This window comes from Candidatus Polarisedimenticolia bacterium, from assembly GCA_036004685.1.
GTDB lineage: Bacteria > Acidobacteriota > Polarisedimenticolia > Gp22-AA2 > AA152 > DASYRE01.
The window spans coordinates 24,388-46,443 of sequence record DASYRE010000045.1 but is presented as its reverse complement, the minus strand read 5'-3'; the positions used below and the strand labels follow the sequence as shown (position 1 = coordinate 46,443).

The 22,056-nt window shown below is 63.6% G+C and carries 15 protein-coding genes; 9 read left to right on the top strand and 6 right to left on the bottom strand.

Annotated elements, in window-relative coordinates:
• Positions 1-176: 176 nt before the first annotated feature.
• Positions 177-1,202: a hypothetical protein gene (locus VGR67_12165; GenBank protein HEV8337164.1), complete on the top strand. Its 1,026-nt coding sequence runs from the start codon at positions 177-179 to the stop codon at positions 1,200-1,202.
• Positions 1,203-1,525: 323 nt separating this feature from the next.
• Complete coding sequence (locus VGR67_12160) at positions 1,526-2,305, top strand: phosphatase PAP2 family protein (GenBank protein HEV8337163.1); 780 nt, start codon at positions 1,526-1,528, stop codon at positions 2,303-2,305.
• 686 nt (positions 2,306-2,991) lie between these two features.
• Here VGR67_12160 and VGR67_12155 read toward each other — a convergent pair.
• The 3 genes from VGR67_12155 to VGR67_12145 form a co-directional block, all read right to left on the bottom strand.
• Positions 2,992-5,520: a protein kinase gene (locus VGR67_12155; protein HEV8337162.1), complete on the bottom strand. Its 2,529-nt coding sequence runs from the start codon at positions 5,518-5,520 to the stop codon at positions 2,992-2,994.
• 292 nt (positions 5,521-5,812) lie between these two features.
• The gene (gene mutM, locus VGR67_12150; GenBank protein HEV8337161.1) at positions 5,813-6,637 is read right to left on the bottom strand and encodes a bifunctional DNA-formamidopyrimidine glycosylase/DNA-(apurinic or apyrimidinic site) lyase; all 825 of its coding nucleotides are present in this window, start codon (positions 6,635-6,637) and stop codon (positions 5,813-5,815) included.
• Positions 6,638-7,058: 421 nt separating this feature from the next.
• Positions 7,059-7,811 (bottom strand): hypothetical protein, encoded by a 753-nt coding sequence (locus tag VGR67_12145; GenBank protein HEV8337160.1) that lies wholly within the window; start codon positions 7,809-7,811, stop codon positions 7,059-7,061.
• 1,021 nt (positions 7,812-8,832) lie between these two features.
• On the opposite strand from VGR67_12145, the gene VGR67_12140 reads away from it, so the two are divergent.
• The 4 genes from VGR67_12140 to VGR67_12125 all read left to right on the top strand — a co-directional run bounded on the left by VGR67_12140 (position 8,833) and on the right by VGR67_12125 (position 11,336).
• A complete protein-coding gene (locus VGR67_12140) occupies positions 8,833-8,985 on the top strand; it encodes a lmo0937 family membrane protein (GenBank protein ID HEV8337159.1) in 153 nt (50 codons plus the stop codon).
• Positions 8,986-9,097: 112 nt separating this feature from the next.
• On the top strand, positions 9,098-9,787 hold the full coding sequence (locus VGR67_12135) for a hypothetical protein (protein ID HEV8337158.1): 690 nt from the start codon (positions 9,098-9,100) through the stop codon (positions 9,785-9,787).
• 336 nt (positions 9,788-10,123) lie between these two features.
• Positions 10,124-10,990, top strand: coding sequence for a hypothetical protein (locus tag VGR67_12130; GenBank protein HEV8337157.1), 867 nt, complete (start codon positions 10,124-10,126; stop codon positions 10,988-10,990).
• A gap of 202 nt (positions 10,991-11,192) precedes the next feature.
• Complete coding sequence (locus VGR67_12125) at positions 11,193-11,336, top strand: hypothetical protein (GenBank protein HEV8337156.1); 144 nt, start codon at positions 11,193-11,195, stop codon at positions 11,334-11,336.
• A 301-nt stretch (positions 11,337-11,637) separates the two neighbouring features.
• Here the strand turns inward: VGR67_12125 and VGR67_12120 are convergent, their stop codons facing one another.
• The gene (locus VGR67_12120) at positions 11,638-13,164 is read right to left on the bottom strand and encodes a M48 family metallopeptidase (GenBank protein ID HEV8337155.1); all 1,527 of its coding nucleotides are present in this window, start codon (positions 13,162-13,164) and stop codon (positions 11,638-11,640) included.
• 383 nt (positions 13,165-13,547) lie between these two features.
• Between VGR67_12120 and VGR67_12115 the strand changes: the two genes are divergently transcribed.
• A complete protein-coding gene (locus tag VGR67_12115; protein HEV8337154.1) occupies positions 13,548-14,414 on the top strand; it encodes a hypothetical protein in 867 nt (288 codons plus the stop codon).
• 5 nt (positions 14,415-14,419) lie between these two features.
• Here the strand turns inward: VGR67_12115 and VGR67_12110 are convergent, their stop codons facing one another.
• Together VGR67_12110 and VGR67_12105 are read right to left on the bottom strand one after the other, a co-directional pair.
• Entirely contained in the window at positions 14,420-15,562 is a 1,143-nt protein-coding gene (locus VGR67_12110; protein ID HEV8337153.1) for an AI-2E family transporter, read from the bottom strand.
• A 626-nt stretch (positions 15,563-16,188) separates the two neighbouring features.
• Entirely contained in the window at positions 16,189-18,399 is a 2,211-nt protein-coding gene (locus tag VGR67_12105) for a tetratricopeptide repeat protein (GenBank protein ID HEV8337152.1), read from the bottom strand.
• A 398-nt stretch (positions 18,400-18,797) separates the two neighbouring features.
• Between VGR67_12105 and VGR67_12100 the strand changes: the two genes are divergently transcribed.
• Positions 18,798-19,286 (top strand): phage tail protein, encoded by a 489-nt coding sequence (locus VGR67_12100; protein HEV8337151.1) that lies wholly within the window; start codon positions 18,798-18,800, stop codon positions 19,284-19,286.
• Between the two features lie 42 nt (positions 19,287-19,328).
• Positions 19,329-21,749, top strand: coding sequence for an ABC transporter permease (locus VGR67_12095; GenBank protein ID HEV8337150.1), 2,421 nt, complete (start codon positions 19,329-19,331; stop codon positions 21,747-21,749).
• Positions 21,750-22,056 lie beyond the last annotated feature (307 nt).

Genomic DNA, 22,056 nt, shown 5'->3' with positions numbered 1-22,056 from the left:
CATCGCTCGCCGAGACTGTGGATCGAAGGAGTCGAGCCTACTGCCCGTGCGGGTCGATGCGCAGAAAAATGTCTGTGGTGGCGAAGGGTTGGAAGGAGAACGAGCCTCTAACCAATGTGAGGTCTCGCACGTCACGTTAGGCAATCCAGAGGGCGTCAAACTCGACAGGAGAAATGATGAGCAAGAGACGCATTCTCGTACACCTGGGGCTCGTCCTCGTGGTCGTCCTTGGTGGCGCATTCACCGGAAGGAGTGTCGCCCAGAGCGGAGGCTACTGCACGGAGACGGCGGACTTGCTGCTCGATGCCTGCAAGGCGAGCGTCGCGGACGATGGGGCCGTCGGGAAAGCCATCTGCCTCAATATAATCAACTTGAATGCGCAAAAGACCTGCCTCGACGACCTGGCGGACTCCCAGGATGAGGCAACCCTGCTTTGCATGGGCCAACATGAGACCCGTCTTGCCGCTTGCGGGGTGCTCGGGGAAGGTCAGTACGATCCCGATTTCAAACCGGCCCGCTTCGACAACCCCAAGAGTCCATCGAAGCCGAATCCGTATTTCCCCCTGGGGGTCGGGAAGCACTGGGAGTACCGCAGCGCCACGCAGGTGAACACCGTGGATGTCGTGAACGAGACGAAGCGGATCGCCGGCGTAGACTGCATCGTATTCCGGGATCTGGTCTTCGAGGGTGGTTTCCTCCTTGAGGCCACGGATGACTGGTACGTTCCCGGCAAGGATGGCAGCGTCTGGTACTTCGGCGAGGAGACCAAGGATTACGAGACCTTCAAGGGCGACAAGCCGATGAGACCGGAGCTCGACAACATCGATGGCTCCTTCAAGGCAGGCCGCGACGGCGACAAGCCGGGCATCATCGCCCTGGCTTCGCCGAAGGTGGGCGATGGCTACCTCGAAGAATTTTCACTGGGCAACGCCGAGGACGTGACCGAAATCTTGTCCACGACGTACTCCTACGGTCACGACCCGGAGCTCGACGAGGGTGTCCCTGGGGCACTGGCGCAGCGGTTCTGTGCCGGGAACTGCGTCGTCACGAAGAACTACTCCCTACTGGAGCCCGGGCTGTTCGCGCGAAAGTATTACGCTCGGGGGATCGGCACCATCCTCGAAGTGGAAAACACGGGAGAGGTCGTCCAGCTCGTCAAGTGCAATTTCGACAGCCGGTGCGCCAACCTTCCCATACCCTGATCGGCGCACCCCTGCATTCACCAAACGCCTCGACACTCTGGGGATGCGGGCCGGCGTTCGATGGCCATCGGGCCGCGAACCAACCGAGCCCGCGTCCATCAGCGCCCGGCGTTCAATTCGGCACTATGTCGGGCAAAGCCCCTTGTCTCCGGGTCGCCGTTCTCCTTGCCCTCCTCGGCTTCTCCGTCGCGGCCGCCCAGGAGGAAACCCCCTCCGATGAGGCCCGCCCTGTCGATGCGCCTCTCGTCTCTCCAACGGAGTCCTCCGAGTCCCTTGCGCCCCCTGCCGACTCCGATCCGACGGAGGAGAAGGAAGTCTCCGCCTTGACCGATCGTCCCTACTGGCGCCAGAACCTCTTCGGCCGCTTCTTCCGAGACCAGAGGTTCTTGCTCACCACCTGGTGGCCTTCGGAGCTCCGCCGGGAGGGGTTCACGCTCCCCATTCTGGCGGGAGTCTCCCTGGCGTCGACCTCTAGCCAGGGTCATCGAGAGGGAACGGACTTGGACGTGCAGACCTACGTCCAGAACGAGAATCGAGAGCGGGGAGGGGGGTTGGCGCGGGGATTCTCCTTTCTTGGAGATGCGGTTCCCGGGGCAGCGCTTGTCGGCACGGGCTATCTCATCGGCCGGTGGAGCCACAACGACCGCCTCGCGGAAGCTTCGAGTCTCTCCGCCGAAGCCCTGCTTACCGCCGGCCTCTGGAGCTCCGCCCTGAAGACCGTGACGGCGCGCACACGCCCGGCGGGTGACACCCGGGGCAAGTTCTTCAACTACCACCCCCGGTCGGGAGATACCGTGGGATCTTTTCCCTCCGGCCACGCTACCTGCGCTTTCACCGTCGCCACCGTCTTCGCCCAGGTCTACCGGGACCACAAATGGGTCTCCTGGATCGCCTATGGCACCGCCGGCCTGATCGGCGCCTCGCGCGTGGCTCTGGGCCGGCACTTTCCGAGCGACGTGATCGTGGGCGCGCTACTTGGGAACAGTGTAGGTAGAATGGTCCTGGAACATGAACACGAGTCCGGCCCAGTCACCTCCACGCTCCGACCTTTCTTCGATCCGGCCGGAGAGGGAGCCGGCTTGGTCTGGACCCATGATTGGTAGGCCCGTCGTGCCGGTTTGCCGTTCGTTCCTCGTCACCTTCTTCCTGCTTCTTCTCTGTGGATGCACGACGGTCCCCATCCGCAAGGAAGCGGATGGAGCCCCTCGCTTCTGGCCGACCGGAGCACGGTGGCGAGCGGCCACGGTGAATGCGCTTCGCGATCCGGCCACCTGGGGGCCGGCGGCAGGAGCGGCGGTCGTGGCCGCGGGGGGCTGGGACAAGAAGATTTCCGACTGGGCGGTCGAGAATACGCCTGCCTTCGGCTCCGTTAACGGCGCGAAAAAGGCGAGCGACGATCTAAGGTCCGCTTCCGACCTGGCAATGTTGGGGACCGCCCTTGCGGTCCCCGGGGGGAATCATCCTTGGTGGTCCCGGATCAAACGTCTCCTTGTGGAGGAGGCGGGGGTCTTTCTGGCCTCGGGCGCGACCAACCTCCTCAAGCGGTCCATTAGCCGGGAGCGGCCTGACATGACCGACAACCACAGCTTCCCTTCAGGCCATAGCACGCGAGCCTTCGCTTACGCAGGCATGAGCTCTCGGAACCTGGATGCCATCGATATGCCGGATACGGCTCGGATCTCTCTGAGAGCGCTGTTCACCACCATGGCGGCCGGGACTGCCTGGGCGCGAGTCGAAGGCGACCGGCACTATCCATCCGACGTTCTGGCCGGCGCTTCGGTCGGCAACTTCACGTCCCTGCTTCTGCACGACGCCTTTCTCGGAAGAGAGGAAAGGGTCTCCGCAAGCTTACATCTCGATCCCGATCAACGAGGAGTGGCACTCCGGATCCTCCTCCCCTAGCTTCCATCGTCCTCCGGCTCGTGGATTTCACGGCGAGAGGCCGACGCGCCGCAAACAGGTCCCCAAACCGCGGGTCCGAGCGCAGACCCGCGAGCCTCGGGTCCATCTTGAGATAGGCCAGCAGGGTCGAGCGCTCCGCACACGCCTTCTCGAGCCATTCAAACGCTCGATCCTTCTCGCCCAGTCCGGCATGCGTCAAAGCGAAATAGTACGACGGAACGTACCTTTGCTTGGCTTGCTCCATCAAGGCATCGAGCACCGCTCGTGCTTCGCGCTTCTTCCCCGCAGCCCCGTACGCATGACCCAGCGATGCCTTGAAGTTCAGGCTGGGCGAGAGGGTTGTCGTCTTTTGCAGGGCGGCCAGGGCCTCCTCGTACTTCCCCTCTTGCTCATAGGCCAGGCCGAGGCCCCAGATCGCGACGGCGAAGTCCGGGCTCAGCTCCAGCGTGACGTTCAGCTCCTTGATGGCCTGGCCGTAGTCGCCGCCGAAGTACGCAAGCATCGCCTTGTTTGCCTTGAGCCACGGCGCGAGAGGATCCAGCTCCTGGGCGCGCTCGATCTCGGTCGTCGCTTCCTCCAGGCGGCCCCTGGCCGCGAGGTATCTGCTGTAAGAGTGGTGGCCCGAGGCATAGCTGGGATTCAACTCGAGCGCGCGCTTGAACTCCCTCTCCGCCCCGCTCCAGTCCCAGTCGTAATAGGCCAGAACGTAGGCCAGGGAGGAGTGCCCCTCCGCCAGATTCTCGTCGATCTCCAACGCCTTCATCACCGCGGCCTTCGCTTGCGGGAACGCCTCCTTGGGAGACAGCCGGCTGTAGAAGGACAGGATGCTGTAGTAATCCGCGATCCCGGTGTAGGCGAGCGCGTAGCGCGGCTCCTTCTCGAGCGCCAGCTGGAAGTATCGAAGCGCCTTCGGCAACCCCTCCGGGCTCCCGGCGTCCAGGTGATGGCGGCCCAGGAGATACGCCTCGAGAGCTTCCGGCTCGATCGGACGGGCGGTCGTGAGCCGCGCCTGCTCCTGCGGCGTGATCTTGACCCGAATCTCTCCGGCGATCGCGCGCGCCACCTCGCTTTGCAGGGCCAGAACCTCCTTCATGTCGCGCTCGTAGCTTTTCGCCCAGAGATGCCGATCGCTCTTCGCGTCGATCAACTGCGCCGTGATTCGCACCCGGTCTCCGGAGCGCAGCACCGAGCCCTCGACCATCGCGTCCACGTTCAGAGCCCGCGCGATCTCGGGCAACGGTTTCTTCGCGCCCTTGTACTCCATCACCGAGGTGCGCGAGATGACGCGGAGCGCGCCGATCTGGGAGATGTCGGCGATGAGCTCGTCGGTCATTCCATCGGCGAAGTATTCCTGCTCCGGGTCCCGTGAGAGGTTTTCCAGTGGCAACACGGCGAGCGATCGGATTCGAGCCGGCCCGCTCGCCACCGGGAGCCGCCCACGGATCCGGCCCGCATTCACCGCGAAGAGCGTGGCCAGCAAAACCACGAGGCCCCCAAGCGCCAGCCAGAGAATCAAGCGGGATCGCGGCGCCGGCGAGGAGACCGATTGGGGAGCGGCGGAAGCACTCGAGCTTTGCCGGAGAGCAAAGGCCAGGTCGCGGGCAGACTGGAAGCGCTCCTTGGGGCTCTTTTCCAGACAACGCAGGACGATGTGCTCGAGTGGTGGGGGGACGCCCGGGTGGGCCGGAGCGAACTCCGGCTCCTCCTTGAGAATCGCGCTCATAGTGTCAGCGGCGGTGGCGCGCCGGAACGCCCGGTGTCCCGTCAGCATTTCATACAGGACCGCCCCGAAAGCGAAAATGTCCGAGCGGGGGTCGGCCGGCTGGCCCCGTACCTGCTCCGGCGACATGTACCCGAGGGTTCCCATCACCACACCCGGCCTCGTCTCCGTCGCAATCGTCGGAGCCTCCGGCCGCGGAACTCCCGGGGCGTCAGGCCGGGTCACCTTGGCCAAGCCGAAGTCGAGGATCTTGATCCTGCCGTCCGCCGTCACGAAGAGGTTCTCGGGCTTCAAGTCGCGATGAACGATTCCCCTCTCCTGCGCCGCCGCGAGGCCTTCCGCGATCTGGATCGCGTAGTCGGTGGCCTTGCGCGCCGGCAGGGGCGCGCCGGCGAGCCGATCCCGCAGCGTCTCCCCCTCGAGCAGCTCCGAGACCACGTACGGGACATCACTCTGCGTCCCGATGTCGAAGATCGCCAGGATGTTGGGATGATTCAAGGCCGAGGCTGCGCGGGCCTCCTGCTCGAAGCGGCTCAACCGCTCCCGATCCGCAGAGACCTCATCGGGCAGTACCTTGATGGCCACTTCCCTGCCCAGACGGGGATCGCGGGCACGATACACCTCGCCCATTCCCCCCGCGCCAATTAGGGCGAGGATTTCATAGGGACCCAATCGTGCGCCGGGAGCGAGGGGCATCTTGCGCACATTATAGGCCTCTGGGCGCCGAATGCGCTTCCCGCATCAAGAACCCGATGGACGAGCCAACGGAAGGAAAAAGCCTCGAAGTGCCGCGAGCCGGATCCGCCGCTCCATCGCGATCGATCGGGAGATCAGGTTGGGAACCCCGAACAACCCTGAGGCCATCGTATCAGGACGAAGCTTCCCGAAGGCGCGCATCCGAGATCCCATACGACGCGCTGGCGACGCCAGTGCACTCAGGGAGACAAGGCTTGCCTGGCGAGAACGCCGCGCCGGATACACCGGACGCTCAGCGGCGCTGGCAGCGGGGGCAGTAGAAGGTGCTGCGGCCGGCCTGGACGATACGGCGGATCGGGGTCTCGCATCTCCGGCAGGGCTCGCCGGCCCGGTCGTAGACGCGCAGCGACACCGCGAAATAGCCGACGCCTCCCTCGGCGTTCAGAAAATCCCGGAGCGTCGTGCCGCCCGCCGAGATCGATTCGTTCAGAACGTCGCGCAGGTCTGCCAGCAGGCGATCCCAGACTGCGCGGCCGATCCTCCCCACCGCCCGCCGCGGGTTCAGGCCGCAACGGTACAGGGCCTCGCACGCGTAGATGTTGCCGACCCCGGCTATCGCCCGGTTGTCCATCAAGAAATTCTTGATCGGCTTCTTCCGGCCCCGGGCGACCCGGTGGAGGGCCTCCCCCGTGAGATAGTCGTTGAGGGGCTCGGGCCCGAGCCCTCTCAGCCGCGGATCGCGATGGGCGAGGTCGCTCTTCAGGAGACGCAGCAGGCCGAAGCGCCGGGCGTCCGCGAACCGCAGCTCGCGGCCGTCGTCGAGCGCGATCACCACGTGCTCGTGGGGCCGCTGCGGCCTCCCGCCGTCGGCGACCCAGAGCTGACCCGTCATCCCGAGGTGGATCAGGAGGGTCAGCCCCGAGTCGGTGTCCACCAGGAGGTACTTGCTGCGCCGGCGGATCCCGGTGACGGTCGCGCCCCGCAGCCGCGCCAAGCCGCGCACCGCAATCGGCTCGCGCAGGCGCCGCTCGCGCACCCTGACCTCCAGGACCTTCCGCCCCGCCAGCAGCGGCATGAGCCCCCGGCGGATCGTCTCGATTTCAGGCAGCTCCGGCATGAGGGGTCCTTGGGCTCAGCGCTCGGGCGTTCCAGGTCCGAAGAGTTGTCTGAGGGTCCGCCGGTCGGTGATTATACCGCCTGCTTCACGGCGATCGGTCCGCGACCCGCTCAGTCTTGCTCGTCCGCGCGGATCCCGTGCCCCGTGACGGCGGCGCGGGCTGCCGGTATCGCGCGGTATCGACGGAAGCGCGGGGAGCTCGAGGCAGTGAAAGCCGCGTGACGAGGACCGGCTCACCGCCGCTTCTTCCGGGAGCTTTTATTTGCCGATCGGCGTGAGCGGGAGTAGGCTGGATTTAGTGACCGGCCCATTGTAATGGTGCTGCGCGGAGATTGAAGTAAAATTCAATCAAAGCATGGTAAACAGAGGAAATGGGTCGGTCGCTTCTTGTTTTCTGCTTCTGCCCTCCTCTCCAAATCGCTTATTTCTTCCACACCTTGTTAAAGTAGGCGTTTCCACGCTCGTAGCCGCGGCGGAAGGGCTCTTCATCGCACACGCCGGGGTGGATCCTGCGAAGGCGCTCTTTGGCCTCTTCGTAGGAACGGCCGCGAGTCTCGGGATGCAGGGCAGCTTCGAAGCCCCGCCGGTAGGCCGACTCGGCGTCCGCGAAGTTCTTGCCGTCAGCCGTGTAATGCTCGTGCTCGAGGTCGCGAAGCCCAATCCACCACCTTTGGCGCGCCGCGTCGATGCTCTCGGCTCCCGATTCCGCGAGCGCACGCCGCGCCGACTCGGCCTGCTCGTCGTCCTTGGCGAGGGCGATGATGACGGTCCTTCCCTGCCGCAGGGCATCCTCGTAGAGGAAAACCTCATCTTTCGGAGGCCCCTCGGTCATCGAGTCTTCGAGCGCGCCCCCGGCCGCGGCACCCGCGAAGGCGCCAAGCAGCCCCGAGGCCACTATTCCCACGGCGGCGACGAGGCCGATACCCGGGATCAGCAGGCTGGTGGCCGCCGAACCGATCGCCATGGCCGACGCGCCGCCGACGACTCCGCCGACCGCCGCCCCCATTCCCGGCTGTTCGGCGTCGGAGGTGGGGATCTGGGCGATCTCCTGATCGGTCGCGCCGGGCATCAGGAGGTTGAGCTGACGCTTCCCTTCGATACCGATGCGCCTGAGGCGCTCGACTGCGCCCTCCGCATCGGCGCGTGATTTGAAAATCCCGGTGACGGCTACCATGAGGCATCTCCTACGAGGGAGCCGACCTCGACGCACCCGTTACGCGATCGGACAGAGCGGTCGAAGGACGGCAGGACCGTGGCGCCTGCGAGAACCGGAACGCCTTTCGGCTCCCGGGTCAACTTCGCGGTCTTAGGAGCCGATGAGGCATTCTCATCCCCTGTGGGGCGGAATTCAAGAAGCGGCGAAATCACTTTCGCGTCGGGTCGAACTCGGGGTGGGAGCCGCGAAGTTGATGCTCAACGTGCCGAAGCGGCGGCTCGCCCCTGGTGGTAACTCGGGATAGTGGTCCGCCGCCTTTTACGGATCGGACCGCCCCGTTGCTTCTTCTCACTCTCGCCAGCGCGCTTGAGCATTTTTGGCGCCTTAGGTGAGTGCTTCCTCGGTAGCGCGACAACGCATCATTCGTTACCCACTGTCCAGCTGCTCGACGGACCGCACAGCCGTGAAGCGAAGCGCCCTTACGCCACACACTCATCATGGACAGTTTCAGCCAACATCGCGGGTAGGGTTATGCCCCATATCAAGCGACCGGTTGCCAGCATAGTCTATGCGAGCGGGAATCTCGACAATTCGCATAAGAAAGGAACGTGTCGAATGAAGGCAATGCACCCGCTGGGTCTTACTCTCGCTGCGACCGCTGTGACTCTGGGAGCGTTTACCCCATGAGCGCCTCAGATATTGACTGTCGCATCGAAGCACCACCAAGAGTCCCTATGGGTATCTGGCTATATCAATGACCGCGACGTCGGAATCGAGGCCCACGGATGACTCTGACAGGGACGGTGGCCTAAGGAATCCCATAAAAAGCTGGTCACTCTACTCCGCGAGGCCGCGAATCAGGTGGATGGAAGTAGCTTGTCACTAAATTCACTCGGGACTTCAATGGCGTGAAGCGCGTCAATGACAAGGCGTAAGTCCCCGAGTCGTTCGATAAACCGCTGCGATCGGCACGGTGCAACCGGAGCGGCAGGCTTCAAAACCAATCGGGTATCAGACGCATCAGTGAAAGGAGAGCAACATGTTGTGGACAATTGCCGTGATTCTGGGGGTTCTCTGGCTGCTGGGGATGGTGACGAGCTATACGATGGGAGGGTTCCTTCACCTCCTTCTGGTGCTGGCCATCATCGTCGTGCTCCTCAATTTCTTTCAGGGGCGACGAGCAACCTCGTAATCCCTTTTCCTCTCGTTTATCGGGGCGATCGCCTCGCCGGTGGAACCGCGCTTTTTGCCCGCGAGACGAGTCGCTTCCACCACGCGACGTCACCAAAGTAGAAGGAGTTAAATTGAGCTTCCAATTCAATGGCAAGAATCGTATCGGACTTCTCATGGCGATCTTCCTGGTCGCCGGCCTGTTGGCCTGCGCTCAGGCCCCTTCCTCCCAGGAAGCCGGCGTCCAGCAAGCATACTCTGCGCCCTCCTCCGGGTCCCGCGCCCGCGACGTGGTCCGGGTCACCGTGCCTCAGGGGACTGAGATTCACGTTACCCTCTCTAGGGACATCGGTTCTGCGACCAGTCAGACGGGAGATGCCCTAAGCGCTACGACGACGACTCCCGTCCTGGCGGGGGGGCGAATCGCCATTCCGGAAGGCAGCACCATTTACGGTCGGGTGACGGACGTGGCGCCCGCCAAGAAGGGGCTGAAGATATCGGAGAAGGGAGGCGCCATGGCTCTTTCCTTCAACAAGGTAAGGACACCCCAAGGCTATAGCACTCCCCTGTCCGCGTCCCTCGTCAGCGTCGCGAGTTCCACCGGCAAGACCGCCGGAATCATCGGAGGCAGCGCAGCCGGAGGGGCCCTGCTGGGGAAGATTCTGGGCGGGAGCACCAAGGACGCTGCAGTGGGAGCCGTCCTCGGAGGCGGGATTGGGACTGGAATCGCCGCCGGCACCAAGGGAAAGGAACTGGTGATCCCCGCAGGCACCCACCTCGTCATCACCCTAGACGAGTCCTTGACCATCGCCGATAGGTCGTAGGTTCTTCCCCCCCTGGCCCGGGCGCGGGCCAGGGGGTGCTTCACGTGACGAACGATTCCTTCCTTACCCCCTCCCTCTATAGGCAATGGCGCGATTCCTTCCGGAACCGATGCGGAGATTTCCTCACACTTTACGGGGCCATGCCCGCATCAATGATCTTGCCAGGTTTCATGCATTCCCGCCGACCGTAGCGCAAAATACTAGGACAAATGCAGGAGGAATAAGCAGCGATTCAACTTCTGGTAGGGGTATTCTATCAACAGTCAATCTTCCCACCTTGTCAGACGCCTGCTGGGGCCGAGAGTCTGGCAAGGTGGGCAATGAGGGGAAAGAGGCATGGTCATTTCACGCTGTTCGCCAGTAACGGCGCGCACGCGGCGCGGCATGCGGAAGAGACATGGCGACTCCTGCGTCGCCGGCAGGCGGTTGGCGAAAGTAGCAAGCCTCGGCCTGCTCGTTGTCGCGGCGGCAATGGGCACGCTCACGGCCGCCCCGGTCCGAGTGCGCTTCGTCGAGGGCTCCCTTCACGGCTTTCTCGCGTTGCGCTCGATCGACGGCACGCTGGTGGCGGAAGGTGATCTCCTCCAGATTGTTCGAGGTGAGGTGGCCGAGAAACGGATGGTGTTCCGCTTCAAAGATGGCTCAGTGCTCGAGGAGTCGGTGGCCTTCACCCAGAAAACCGTCTACACCATGCAGAGCTATCACTTGTTGCAGCGCGGACCCATATTCCCGGAAGACGTCGAGATCTCGATGGAGCGCGCCACCCACAAGTACAGCATGAAAAAAAAGGCCCACAAGGACGGCAAGGAAACAGCGCTCCAGGGGACGCTCGAACTACCGCCTGACGTCTACAATGGCCTCATGCTCAGCGTCATGAAGGACCTCCCCAAGGGTGCCCACGAGACCGTCCATTTCGTGGCCTTCACGCCAGAGCCCCGGCTCATCCAGCTGTCGGTGGCACCGGCCGGCGAGCAGAAGGTCTTGGTCGGCGATCTCGCCAAGACCGCCGTCCACTACGTGTTAAAGCCACAGCTTGGGATTTGGCTCAAGTTATTCGCTACCGTGCTGGGGCGCATGCCGCCGGACGAGCATGTCTGGATCCTCATGGACGACGTGCCGGCATTCGTGAGGTTCGAAGGGCCTCTCTACCCGACGGGACCCATCTGGCGGATCCAGCTGTCGAGTCCCCGCTGGCCCGAATGACCAGCCCCACGGCTCATGCCTCCAATGGACCTGCCCCGCTCCCTTCCGCTGCGGAGAAAGGCATTGCGGTGCGCTTCCACGCAGGGTGGCACCTTCCAATCGTCACGCTTGCCAAGCGATACTGGTTGAAGGCAGCGGCACTGTGAAACTATTGGACAGCGGCGATTACGATTGGATATGCTTTGTAGGACCGCGCGCGTGCGTGGGAAGATTTGATATCGCGAACTATCTTCCTCTTCCGCAAGTGCGCCTCGCCGGGCAGGTCGAAGGGGTGGAGGTGGAGATCGCGGACCTGAGAATCGCGGGGGAGAGAAAGAATCGGCACTGCGCCCTCGGAGGATCCTGATTCATTCTGGGACTCGGCGGCTGACTTCGGCTCGTGGACCCAGCGGCCATCCTCCCCGTGGATTTGCTTCTTCACGTGGCTGGCCTTGCGCAGAGTCGGCACCGCTCTCACCGGTGTGGTTTGTACTGAGATAATGTCCGGAAACTCAAGGGCACCTACTCGATGAAATGGTTGGCTTCGCAACCGCCTTCAATGAGTCGGTGCCCTTCGCGCGCTTAACAACACCTCAAGACATCACCCATACTCTCAGTCGATGGCCATGTTTAGACTCAAACCGAGAGCTGTCGTATCTACGGCGCTACTAGTGCGCCGCCTCGTCGTTAACCTGCAGGCTGGATATCATCCGATCGAAGGTCTTTCTCGCTTCGTCGTAATTCTGCCCCGGGGCGATGAAGAGCGCGTAGATGACGTCGTCATCGGGAAGCTCGCGAGTGAAGACCGTGACCCGCTCTTCTTCTCGCGTCACCGGCGAGCGGCCCGAGAGGACCAGGGAAAGTGCTGACGCTCCGCTGATCGTGTCGGTTCGCTGCGAGTTGGGGATCATCCTCAGATAGGGATTCGTCCGCAGGATCTGGCTGACGAGATCGTTCGTCGCCCGCGCGAGGGTGGTTCGGCTCTGGATGCGGCCGTTGTTGTCCACGAGGCTGTTGCCGGCACTTTCGAAGCCTCCGGGGCTGACAAACCTTTCGTTGGTCGCGCCGTCAAACGTGTCGTAATGGTTGACGATCACGCCGTACACGAGGTTTCTCTCTTCGCCGCCCGTGTCCACGTACCCGCCGTCCGGAGCGAGGGTCACCCCGTAACCGTTCGTGGGCTCGTAGACCTGCCAGTTCGTCGGATAATCAATCTGGAAGAACTGCCCCCGCTGCTCGAATGAGCGGAAACTCGAAGAGGGACGATCGATGTTCATTTGAACAATGCGTGCGTTGCTGACCCCGGGCTGCTGTAGACTGGGCGTCCCCTGTGCTTGCGCGATCTGCTGCAGGGATCTGGCCTTGGGCATCCCCTGGAGCTCGGACTTGGCCTGCTGAAAACCGCCCACGGCCCGAGTCGGGTTGATGTTCAGCATCTTCATTTCTTTCTGGATTCGGGCCGCGCGATCCTTGGGGGCGGGATGACTGCTAAAGAACTGTTCCACCTTGCTCGGATCGCGATCCTTCGTGCTGCGCAACATCTCGAAGAAATCCACCATGTCCTTGGGGTCGTAGCCGGCCTTCGCCATCATCTGGGCGCCCACGACGTCCGCCTGCTCCTCGTCCGTGCGGCTGAACTTCAAGAACAGAGCATTCAAGCCGAAACCTCCGACCGCGCCGATCGTCTTCTGGGTGGAGCTGCTGTTCCCCGCGAGCCCCCCCATGACGCCCAAGCCCGCCTGGCCCAGGTATGCCTTCGACGCCTGATTGGTCCCGTGCCGCAGGGCGACATGCGCCATCTCGTGCGCCATCACTCCCGAGAGCTGGCCCTCGTTTCGAGCCGCCTCGATGAGGCCTCGGTTCAGGTATAGATATCCCCCCGGCAGCGCGAATGCGTTGATGTCCGAGGCGTTCACGACCTTGAACTGGTAGGGGTACTTCGCCCCGGGCGCGACGGCCGCCAGGCGTTTCCCGACCGTATTGATGTATCCATCGATCGAACGGTCGCTGAGGATCGGGAGCTGGCGCTCGGCCTCATTCGCTGATTGACGCCCGATCTCCTGATCCTGTTCCACCGAAAACAGATTGAATCCCGGCTTGATTCGGGTCTGGGCGAAGGCCACCCCCGCGGGCAGAACCATCAACGCCACCAGACTACCCAGTACGATTCGGCTACGAACTCTCTTAGTAGTCATGCTTTCACCTCGTTGCAGTTGGATTGGAGCACATTGGCGACACACTAGGGCACCGCATCGGAGAAACAAACACCTCCACTGTTGAGGAATGATGGCCAGCCAGCCGGCGGACCATGTCCCCGCCGGCGGCCGCACAATGCGTTGTGCTTCGTGAGGTGATCCTAAGTCTGGAGCCCGGGGAGCGCTATAGGGTATTCACCCCTGATGAGATTCTTCCGCCTGACGCAACAATGTTGGCTCTTTGCCAGAGTGGGGTAGACACCCCATAGCACCTGCATGGTTCCCTAGCCTATCCTGGCGCCAGTGAAACGCGCGCGACTCTCACAGAATTAAAGAATGATTCGTCCTCGAGGAATGCCTTAGGAAAGGACAGGTACACCCCCATGAAACGCACAATCCTATGTTCTCTGCTCGGTACAGCCCTGCTGGCGCTTGCAACGGCGGCAAGTGCGGAAGAGTTGACGGTCAACTCCATCCTGATTGCCCACAGAGCAGGCGCGACAGCCGACGGCATCATCGCCGTGGTCAGAAACCCGGCCAATACCGTCGACATGACGGCCGGCGACCTCGTCACGCTTCGCGCCGCCGGCGTGTCGGAGACCGTCATTGCCACCATCGGCGCTCGGGTCGCCGCACCCAAACCTCCGTCCGTCGCGCTCCAGCCTGATGACCCTCGCCTCGTCGACCTCGTGCGTCTCATCAAATCGGGAATCTCCGAATCCATCATCGCCGAGCAGTTGAGACACTCGGACCCGGCGTTCAACCTCTCCGTCCCGGATCTTCTCTATCTCAAGCAAAACGGCGTCCTGGAATCCATCATCGGGGCCTTGATGGCAACCCGCGCCGGGACCCAGGCCGCGCCGGGAGTCGCCGCGCCCGCTCTGGCCGCCCCGGGAGAGATGGTCTTCGAGGATTTGGTGCTGGTAAGATCAATGTCCCTGAAGAAAAGCCGTTCGGGCCGGCTGGTCATGCGGGCAGACTCGCTCGCGTGGGTGGATGGAGACGACCCCAAGAAGAACTTCGACTTCCAAATCAACGGCCTCGAGAAAGTGTGGTTCACGTGCCAGGCGCGGACGCCTGATAATTTCTGCTACCAGATCAACCTCCAGATCGTGAAGGGCGCCCGGTACCGGTTCCGTGATGTCAACCGTGAATCGGGATCGAACGCTTCCGTCATCAAGATCATGGACGCGCTGCGGACGTACTACCCGCAGGTCGCCTTCGGAGCGCCCGACGTATCCAAGGAATAAAACCCTTACTCGCCGAGCAATTCCGCCACCGGCTGCAGTTGCTCCACGTGCTGCGCTACGACTTTCACCATGACGATGATCGGAATGCTGAGCAGCATGCCCCAGACTCCCCAGAGCCATGCCCAGAACAGCAGCGAGATAAACACGGCCGCTGCGTTCATCTTGGCGATTCTACCGGTCATCCATGTGGTGATAAAAGTGCCGACGACCGTGGCGATCGCCAACGACGTCCCGGCGACCAGCAGAGCCACCGAAAACGAGTCGAACTGCATGAAGGCCACCAATCCCGTGGCGGCCGCGGTGACGGACGGACCCAAGTAAGGGATGACATGAAGCAACCCCGCTGCGACTGCCCATGCTCCCGCGTTTTCCAAGCCGATCCAGCGCAGCGCGATCCAAGTGAGCAGCCCAACCAGGACGTTGGTCATCAACAGCATGAACATATATTTCTGGATGGTGTCGTTGATGTCATCCAGGATACGCACCGTAATCTTCTTGTTCGACAGCAGAGGCCCCGTGAGTCGCACCAGCTTCCGCTTGAAGGTGTCGCCCGCCAGCAAGAGAAAAAACACGAGGAAAAGCACCATGGCCGCTTCGGCCATGAATCCCAAAGCCCCCATGGAGCCCACCAATAGGAAGCTTCCGAGCTTGAATGGGGGTTGGTCGATGACGACGTGCATGGCGGGCTGCCTGGAAGTCGATGGACTGTCGGCCGCCTGGCTGGCCGCCTTTTCGATCTCGCGCGCGGCGGTTTGCATTTTCTGTATATTACCGGGCTGACCACGCCGCAGACTGGCGAGCCCCGCAGAGACCTTGCTCGCCGCTTCGGGAACCTGCTCGAGGATAGTCTGTATCTGCCCACGCAAAGAATAGGTCCCCAGCACCAGTGCGCTCACAACTGCCGCCAGCACGATGCCGGCACCCAGCACGCGAGGGATTTTGATCCTTTCGAGCCACACGACGAGCGGATTCAGGGTGTAAGCAAAGAAAATCCCAACCAATACCGATATGACGAAACTCTGCGCCCATTGGAGAACGAACACCACGGCGACCGTAGCCAGGATACCGAGCGCCAGGCCCCGGGCGTCCACGGACATGCGGACGGTCGACCGAGCGGCTTCCGGCGCAGGCTTTTCTTGGATGGTCAAAGCTTCCTCAGCACGATTTGCCGCTTCGCCCGGGGGCTCGGGATTCACGGGTGTAGCTGGAATGGAGGCGCTGCTCATGGAATACCGATCTGCCTGAGGCGCTGAACCGCGCCCTCCGCACCGGCGCGGGATCTGAAAATGTCAATGACTGCTATCATAAGGGATCTCCTACGGTGGGTGTCGACCTCGTGTCAACCTCAAATGTCTTGGACCACTCAGGGCATTTTCGTCCGCCGTGGAATGGAATTCAAGCGGTTACAAATCGTCAGCGGCCCGACCGTGGCGGTCGATCAGCCCGGGCGGGTTTCCAGCTGGGCTGGTTACAGCCGCGGCCGTACAGGTTGTCGGGTCGACGCGTGTAGACGATCCACTCGGGCGGTTCCGTCAAGTCAATTCTTCGGTTGGATTCAGGCGGCGCCACGCTCCTGGGTTGGCGTTCAAGCGAGCAGGAGTGCGAAATCCTCTGGAATCTCGCTACAGCCATCTGAGCTACGGGCGATGAGCCTCGGATCGGGCGGGAAGGATCGATTCGACCCGGAAGCCGTAGGCCCGGCACGCGGGGCTGGCGCGTGAGATAACGCCCCGCGAGCCGCATGAGGGTGATGCGGCCGAATTCGTGTATCCCATCACCTCGCTCCCTCCGCGACGACCTCGCGCTCGAGGCGCTCCAGGTTGAACCGCGCCTTCTCGAAGGCAGGATCGAGGGACAGGGCTTTCCGGAAGGCTTCGCGCGCCTCGTTTTGCCGCCCCCCCTTGGCGTAGGCCACGCCTAAACGGTTTTGAGCTTCCTTGTCGGAGGGATCGAGCGCGACGGCCTTCTCGAGCGCCTCGACCGCCTCCTCCACCTCCCCGAGGTTGAGCACGCTCACTCCCAGCTGCTCGTAGATCTCCACCGAGGCGGGCTTGAGAGCGAGGGCGCGGCGGCAGTAATCGGCCGCCTCCGCGTATCTTCCCCGCCGATTCTCCACGACGGCGAGGGAGAGCAGCGCGCGGTCGGATTTGGGATCGAGGCGGAGCGCCTCTTGCAGGGAGGCCTCGGCGTCGTCGAGGCGGCCCGCCTTCTCCTGCGCCACTCCTTCCAGCAGCTTGTCCATGGCCCGCGGCGCCATTGGAGTGGAAAGCCGCTCCCGAGAGCTGCGCCAGTCGACCGATCGTCCTTGCGCCACCAGCGCCACGAAGAGGCCCTCGTGGGCCTCGATTCCCAGGGGATTGATCGCGATCGCCCGGCGGAAGGCAGCTGCCGCTTCGGCCGGCCGATCGATCTTCAGATAAGCATCCCCAAGACAATATTCGGCTTCATAGAAGGCGGGATAGGTGGCGGCTATGCGCCGGAAGTCACGGATGGCTTCCTCAGGCCGGATGCGGTGAAGCTGCAATCGAAGCCCGGTCGCTTCGGCTTCCAATCGGGGATTCCCGGCGACGACCGTGAGCCCTCTTTCGAGCGTCGCGAGGGCTTGTTCGAGCTGATCGTGCCGATAGTACCAGCTTGCTAGCACGACGTGCATTTGCCACGCGCGCGGCTCGTCCCTAAGGGTGGCCGTGGCGAGCCTGCGATCGTCGTGCCAATCGGCGGTTCTCGTAACCGTCCGCCAAGCGCACGGCATAGCAAGGAACATCAACGCTCCGGCCCATGCCGCATGTCTCCCGATTCCCCGGAGGGAGCGGATCAACGCCGTGAGAGCGCCCGCCGCGAGCCAGGCGAATCCGGCCGTCGCGAGGTAGCTGTAGCGCTCGGCGAAAGCGTTTTCTCCCAAGGCGGGAATGTAGAGGACCGGCAGGAGCGGCAGCAGGATGAGACTGCCGGCGAAGGCGAGATCGGGACGCCGCCGCGACAGCCTGACGACCAGGAAGACGAAGGCCGCCACCCCGAGGGCGCACCCGATGAAACGGACATGGCCGGCCGAAGGGACCCGCTCGAGGACGTGAATCGCGAGCAGGCGAACCGGCGCGACCATCGCCCGCAGGTAGGAAAGGAGCAGCGCGGGCGCGTTGAGCAAGGCGTCCAGCGCCGTCAGATCCTTCCGATCCCGCGGGGCGATCCCGCCGACCACCGCCAGGCGGAGGAGCAGATACCCGAGGGTCGCGAGCGCGTAGGGCAGGAGCGCGCGGGCCAATTGTCCGGCAGGGACGGAGAACGAAGACCATGGCTTTTTCCGCCTCCCTCCTCGATCCGAGGGGGGGCGGGCGATCCGGTTCGCGTCGTCTCCGCGTGGAATCCAGATCTCGAGGAGGAAGACCAGAGGAAGGAGAGCGACCGCGGTCTCCTTGGAGAACAGACCCAAGAGATAGGCCGCCACCGCGAGCCCTTCCAGCAACCCTCGCCGCCGGCCCGCGGCCCGGCGGGATCGAGCGTGGAGGAACAGCGTCGTCATGACGAAGAAGGCGTAGGTCAGATCCGGAAGGCAGGCAATCCAGGCCACCGCCTCGGTGTTGAGAGGGTGCACGGCGAAGAGGAGGGCCGCGCCGGCCGTCATCACGTCGTCCCGGGACAGCTCCCGCGCCAGGAAGAAAAGAGCGGCGACACAAAGCAGATGGAAAAGCAGATTGACGGCGTGGAACGATCTAGGGGAGCCGCCGAGGACGCTCCACGCCAGATTGTAAAGACCCATCTGGACGGGACGGTAGTAGTTCGTCGGCTCGGGAGTCTGATAAGCCCACACCGTGTGCGTGAGGATTTCAGGCAGGTAGCGGACTTCGTGGACCCAGGGGTTCTTGACGATCTGCTCGTTGTCGTCGTAAACGAACTCGCCGGAGAGCCCGCCGAAGTAGACGAGGCAAGCCGCCGCGATCGCCGGCGCAAGACGAACGATTGTCTTTCGGAAGTCGGCCCGAGGCATCCGGGGCCCCCCTACCCGCGCGTGGACCTTGGATCCTGTCCCACCGAATCGAGCCATTCGCGCCGGGGGGGAGCGCGACGCTGCATGGCCCGGTGTTTCTTTCGGCTATTCTGGAGCCCGACTCTGAGAGTTCTCGAGACATTAGGGGGGAAGGCTCATCCGTTTCGCCATCGCTGTTCGCGCCTTGGGGGGAACTGCCGGCGCCGGTCGCGACGGGACGGCCTTGATTGCAATCATTTCACGGATGCGCCGATTCACGCAAGGGGGCGGGGCGCAAGCGGGGAGATAGTCACCAGAGGAGGCTTGATTTTCGCCTGGGTCCGGTGGATATAAAGGAGGCGCTCCCGTCTCGCCCGGCGGGTGGGTCCCTTCAATCAGCCTGAAAAGGAGAGAGGGTCATGAGCCTGACGCTGTTCAGAAGATTTGCTTTGCTCGTCCTGGTGCTCGGTGCGGCTACGCTGACGCTTCCCGCCGCCTTTCGCACGGCTGCGCCGCAGGATGCTCTGACCGCCGCCCGCTTCTCCCTTCTGGCCGACGGTCGCGAGATTGCGGCATTCACGGAGCTGCAAGAAATCTCCTCATCGGTAGAGCTGGTGGAGGGCTCGGAGCCCAGGCTCATCCCGAATGTCCTCGTCCTGAGCCGCCCGCTCTCCGGCCTGGAGTTCACCACATGGCAGGACGAGGTTCTCGAAGGAGGCGCCGCCGGCCGCAAGACATGTTCCTTGGTGATGTACGACTACGATGGAAGCCCGGTGGCCCGCTTCTACCTGGAGGACGCCTGGCCCTCGAAGGTCGGGGTGGAGACTTCGAAGGCGGGCGCGTCGAAAGTCTTGATCGAAAGAGTGACGATCTCCGCCGCGCGCATTCGTCGCGCACTCCTACCCTGAGCGCCCTTGGGACGTGTTCCGTTACGGTCGATGGAGGTACCCTTGAGGTCGCCGGTTCGCGAGTTGCGGCACGCTTTCCGGGAGCTGCGGAAGGATCCGGTATGGACGGGCATCGCCGTGGCGACGCTGGCCTTGAGCATGGGAGCGAACACCGCGGTTTTCAGCATCGTCAACGCCGTCCTGGTGCGACCGCTCCCCTACCTCGAGCCCAACCGGATCATGCAGGTGTGGGGCTCGGCTCCCGCGAGGGGCCTGGAGGAAGCGCCTCTCTCCCACCGGCGATTTCTCGGCATCGCGAGACAGAGTAGCGCTTTCGAAGCCATCGGCGCCTACACTGCCGACACGATCAACCTCACCGGGGTTCGCGAGCCGCGGCAGTTGAGCGCCTTGAGGGTCTCGCCGGGCGTCCTGGATGTCCTCCGTGTGAGACCCGCCCGAGGTCGCAACTTCCGGGGCGAGGAGGAGCAGCCGGGCGGCGCCCCGGTGGTCCTTTTGAGTGACGCGCTGTGGCGGCATCGGTTCGGATCGGATCCGAGAATCCTGGGAAAGCCGGTTTCGCTCGACGGGATTCCGCGCGCGATCGTCGGGGTCCTGCCGGCGGGATTCGTCTTTCCCGACGGAGAGGCGGACGTCTGGATCCCGCGCGTCCTCGAGCCGAGCTTTCTGAGCTCAGGCGCCGTGGAGAGAGGCTCCGGCTATCTCAGCCTCATCGCGCGGCTGAAGCCCGGGGTGTCGATCGGCCGGGCGCAGGCGGAGCTTGACGTCATCGCCGCAAGGGAACCGTACTCCGAAGGACTCGATGCCGACCTTCAGTATCGGATCGTGCCGATGAAGGATCAGATGGTCTCGGGCGTCCGGCCCACCTTGCTCGTTCTGCTCGTCGCCGTGGGATTCGTCCTTCTGATCGCCTGCGCCAACGTGGCGAATCTGCTGCTCGCGAGATCCACAGGAAGGCGCCGAGAGATGGCCGTGCGGGCCGTGCTCGGGGCAAGTCCTCGCCGCCTGATGCTCCAGACGCTTTCCGAGAGTCTCGTGCTGTCCACCACCGCGGCATTGGCGGGCCTGCTGATCGCGACGTGGGGTCTGACCCTCCTGGTCTCCAGGGGAGCCGGGCACCTCCCGCGGAATTCCGAGATCCGGCTCGACGGAGGCGTGCTCGCCGTCACCGGCGGGCTGGCGCTCTTCACGGGACTGATCTTCGGGATGGCTCCGGCGCTGTACGCCTCCCGGACGGACTTGAACGAAGTGCTGCGCGACGCCGGTCCGGGTTCCATCGGCGGCCCGCGCGGCTTGAGGATCCGAGCCCTCCTGGTCGTCGCCGAGGTGGCCCTCGCGGTCGTGCTGCTGATTGGCGCCGGCCTTCTCATGCGCAGCTTCGTGCGGCTCCTCGCCGTCGACATAGGGTTCCGGCCCGGCAACCTCCTCTCCGCGAAGATCGATCTGGCGCCTTCGAAGTACGCCCAACCGGCTCAGAGGCGCGAGTTCTATCGGCGTCTTTCGGACGATCTCGGATCGCTGCCGGGCGCCCTATCGGTAGGGGCCGCCGAAACGCTGCCGCTCGGGGAAACCACTCCCCAGACGCTGGCCGCGGTCCCCGGCCTTGCCGTCCCTCCTCCCGGCGAGCGAGCGGTCGTTCCCTTCAACACGGTCACGCCAGGCTACTTTCGGACATTGGGAATCCCTCTCCGAAAGGGGCGAGGCTTCCGTGAGGACGAGGACGACACGGCCCCCATCACCGTGGTCATCAGCGAGAGCTTCGCGCGCCGTTTCTTCCCGGACGCGGATCCGATCGGCCGGCACGTCGTCCTGGGGAAATCCTCCGTCGAGCGCGAGATTGTCGGGATCGTCGGGGACGTCAGACTCGACGGGTTGGAAACGGTCAACGCGGAGACCTTCTACCTGTCCGCGAATCAGCGGACGATTTCCTCACTGGCCGTCGTCATCCGGACCGCCGGCGAGCCGCGCAGCCTGATGGGCGCCGTCCGGCGGCGGATGCGGGACATCGACCCGGATCAGCCGGTGGCGAACCTCCGGACCATGGAGGAGGTCATCGGGGGATCCATGGCCGGCCGGCGGTACATCCTGATTCTCGCCGGGCTGTTCGCATCCCTCGCCCTGGCGCTGGCCGCGCTCGGGATCTACAGCGTCACCGCCTATTCGGTGAGCCAGCGGACGCCGGAGATCGGGCTGCGTATCGCGCTGGGAGCGCGGCCGGTGGACGTGCTCCGGCTCGTCATGACGAGGGTCCTGGCCCTGACGCTCGCGGGCGTGGGACTCGGATTGGCCGCCGCGCTGGGCGTGACCCGCCTGCTCTCGAGCCTGCTCTTCGGAGTCACCACCGGCGATCCTCTCACCTTCGCGGCGATTCCGTTGTTGCTCTCCGCGGTCTCGGTGGTCGCAAGCTGCCTGCCGGCCTTGCGGGCCATCCGCATCGACCCGCTGACCGCGCTGAGAGACGAGTGAAACAGGGTTCTGTGCGCCGTTCACACGAAACCTCGAGCCTCCTTCCTCTTCAAATCTGCTGAACGATTTCCCGCAAGCTGTCTGAATCCCCACACCGGGTCCGTCGACGCGCCGGGCGATTCCTCGCGTCGACTAGCCGCAACCTACGAGCATCGAGCCAGTTACCGGCAAGACAGAGGACGTTTCTTCCCTGGCACGCAGCTTGACATACGGGAGATGACGTCGGGCAAGGACGTCCCGACTCATTGACGAGGTGCCGGTCTTGAGGAGGTCTGGTCATGATGTGGCTCACTTCACTCGTTTTGTT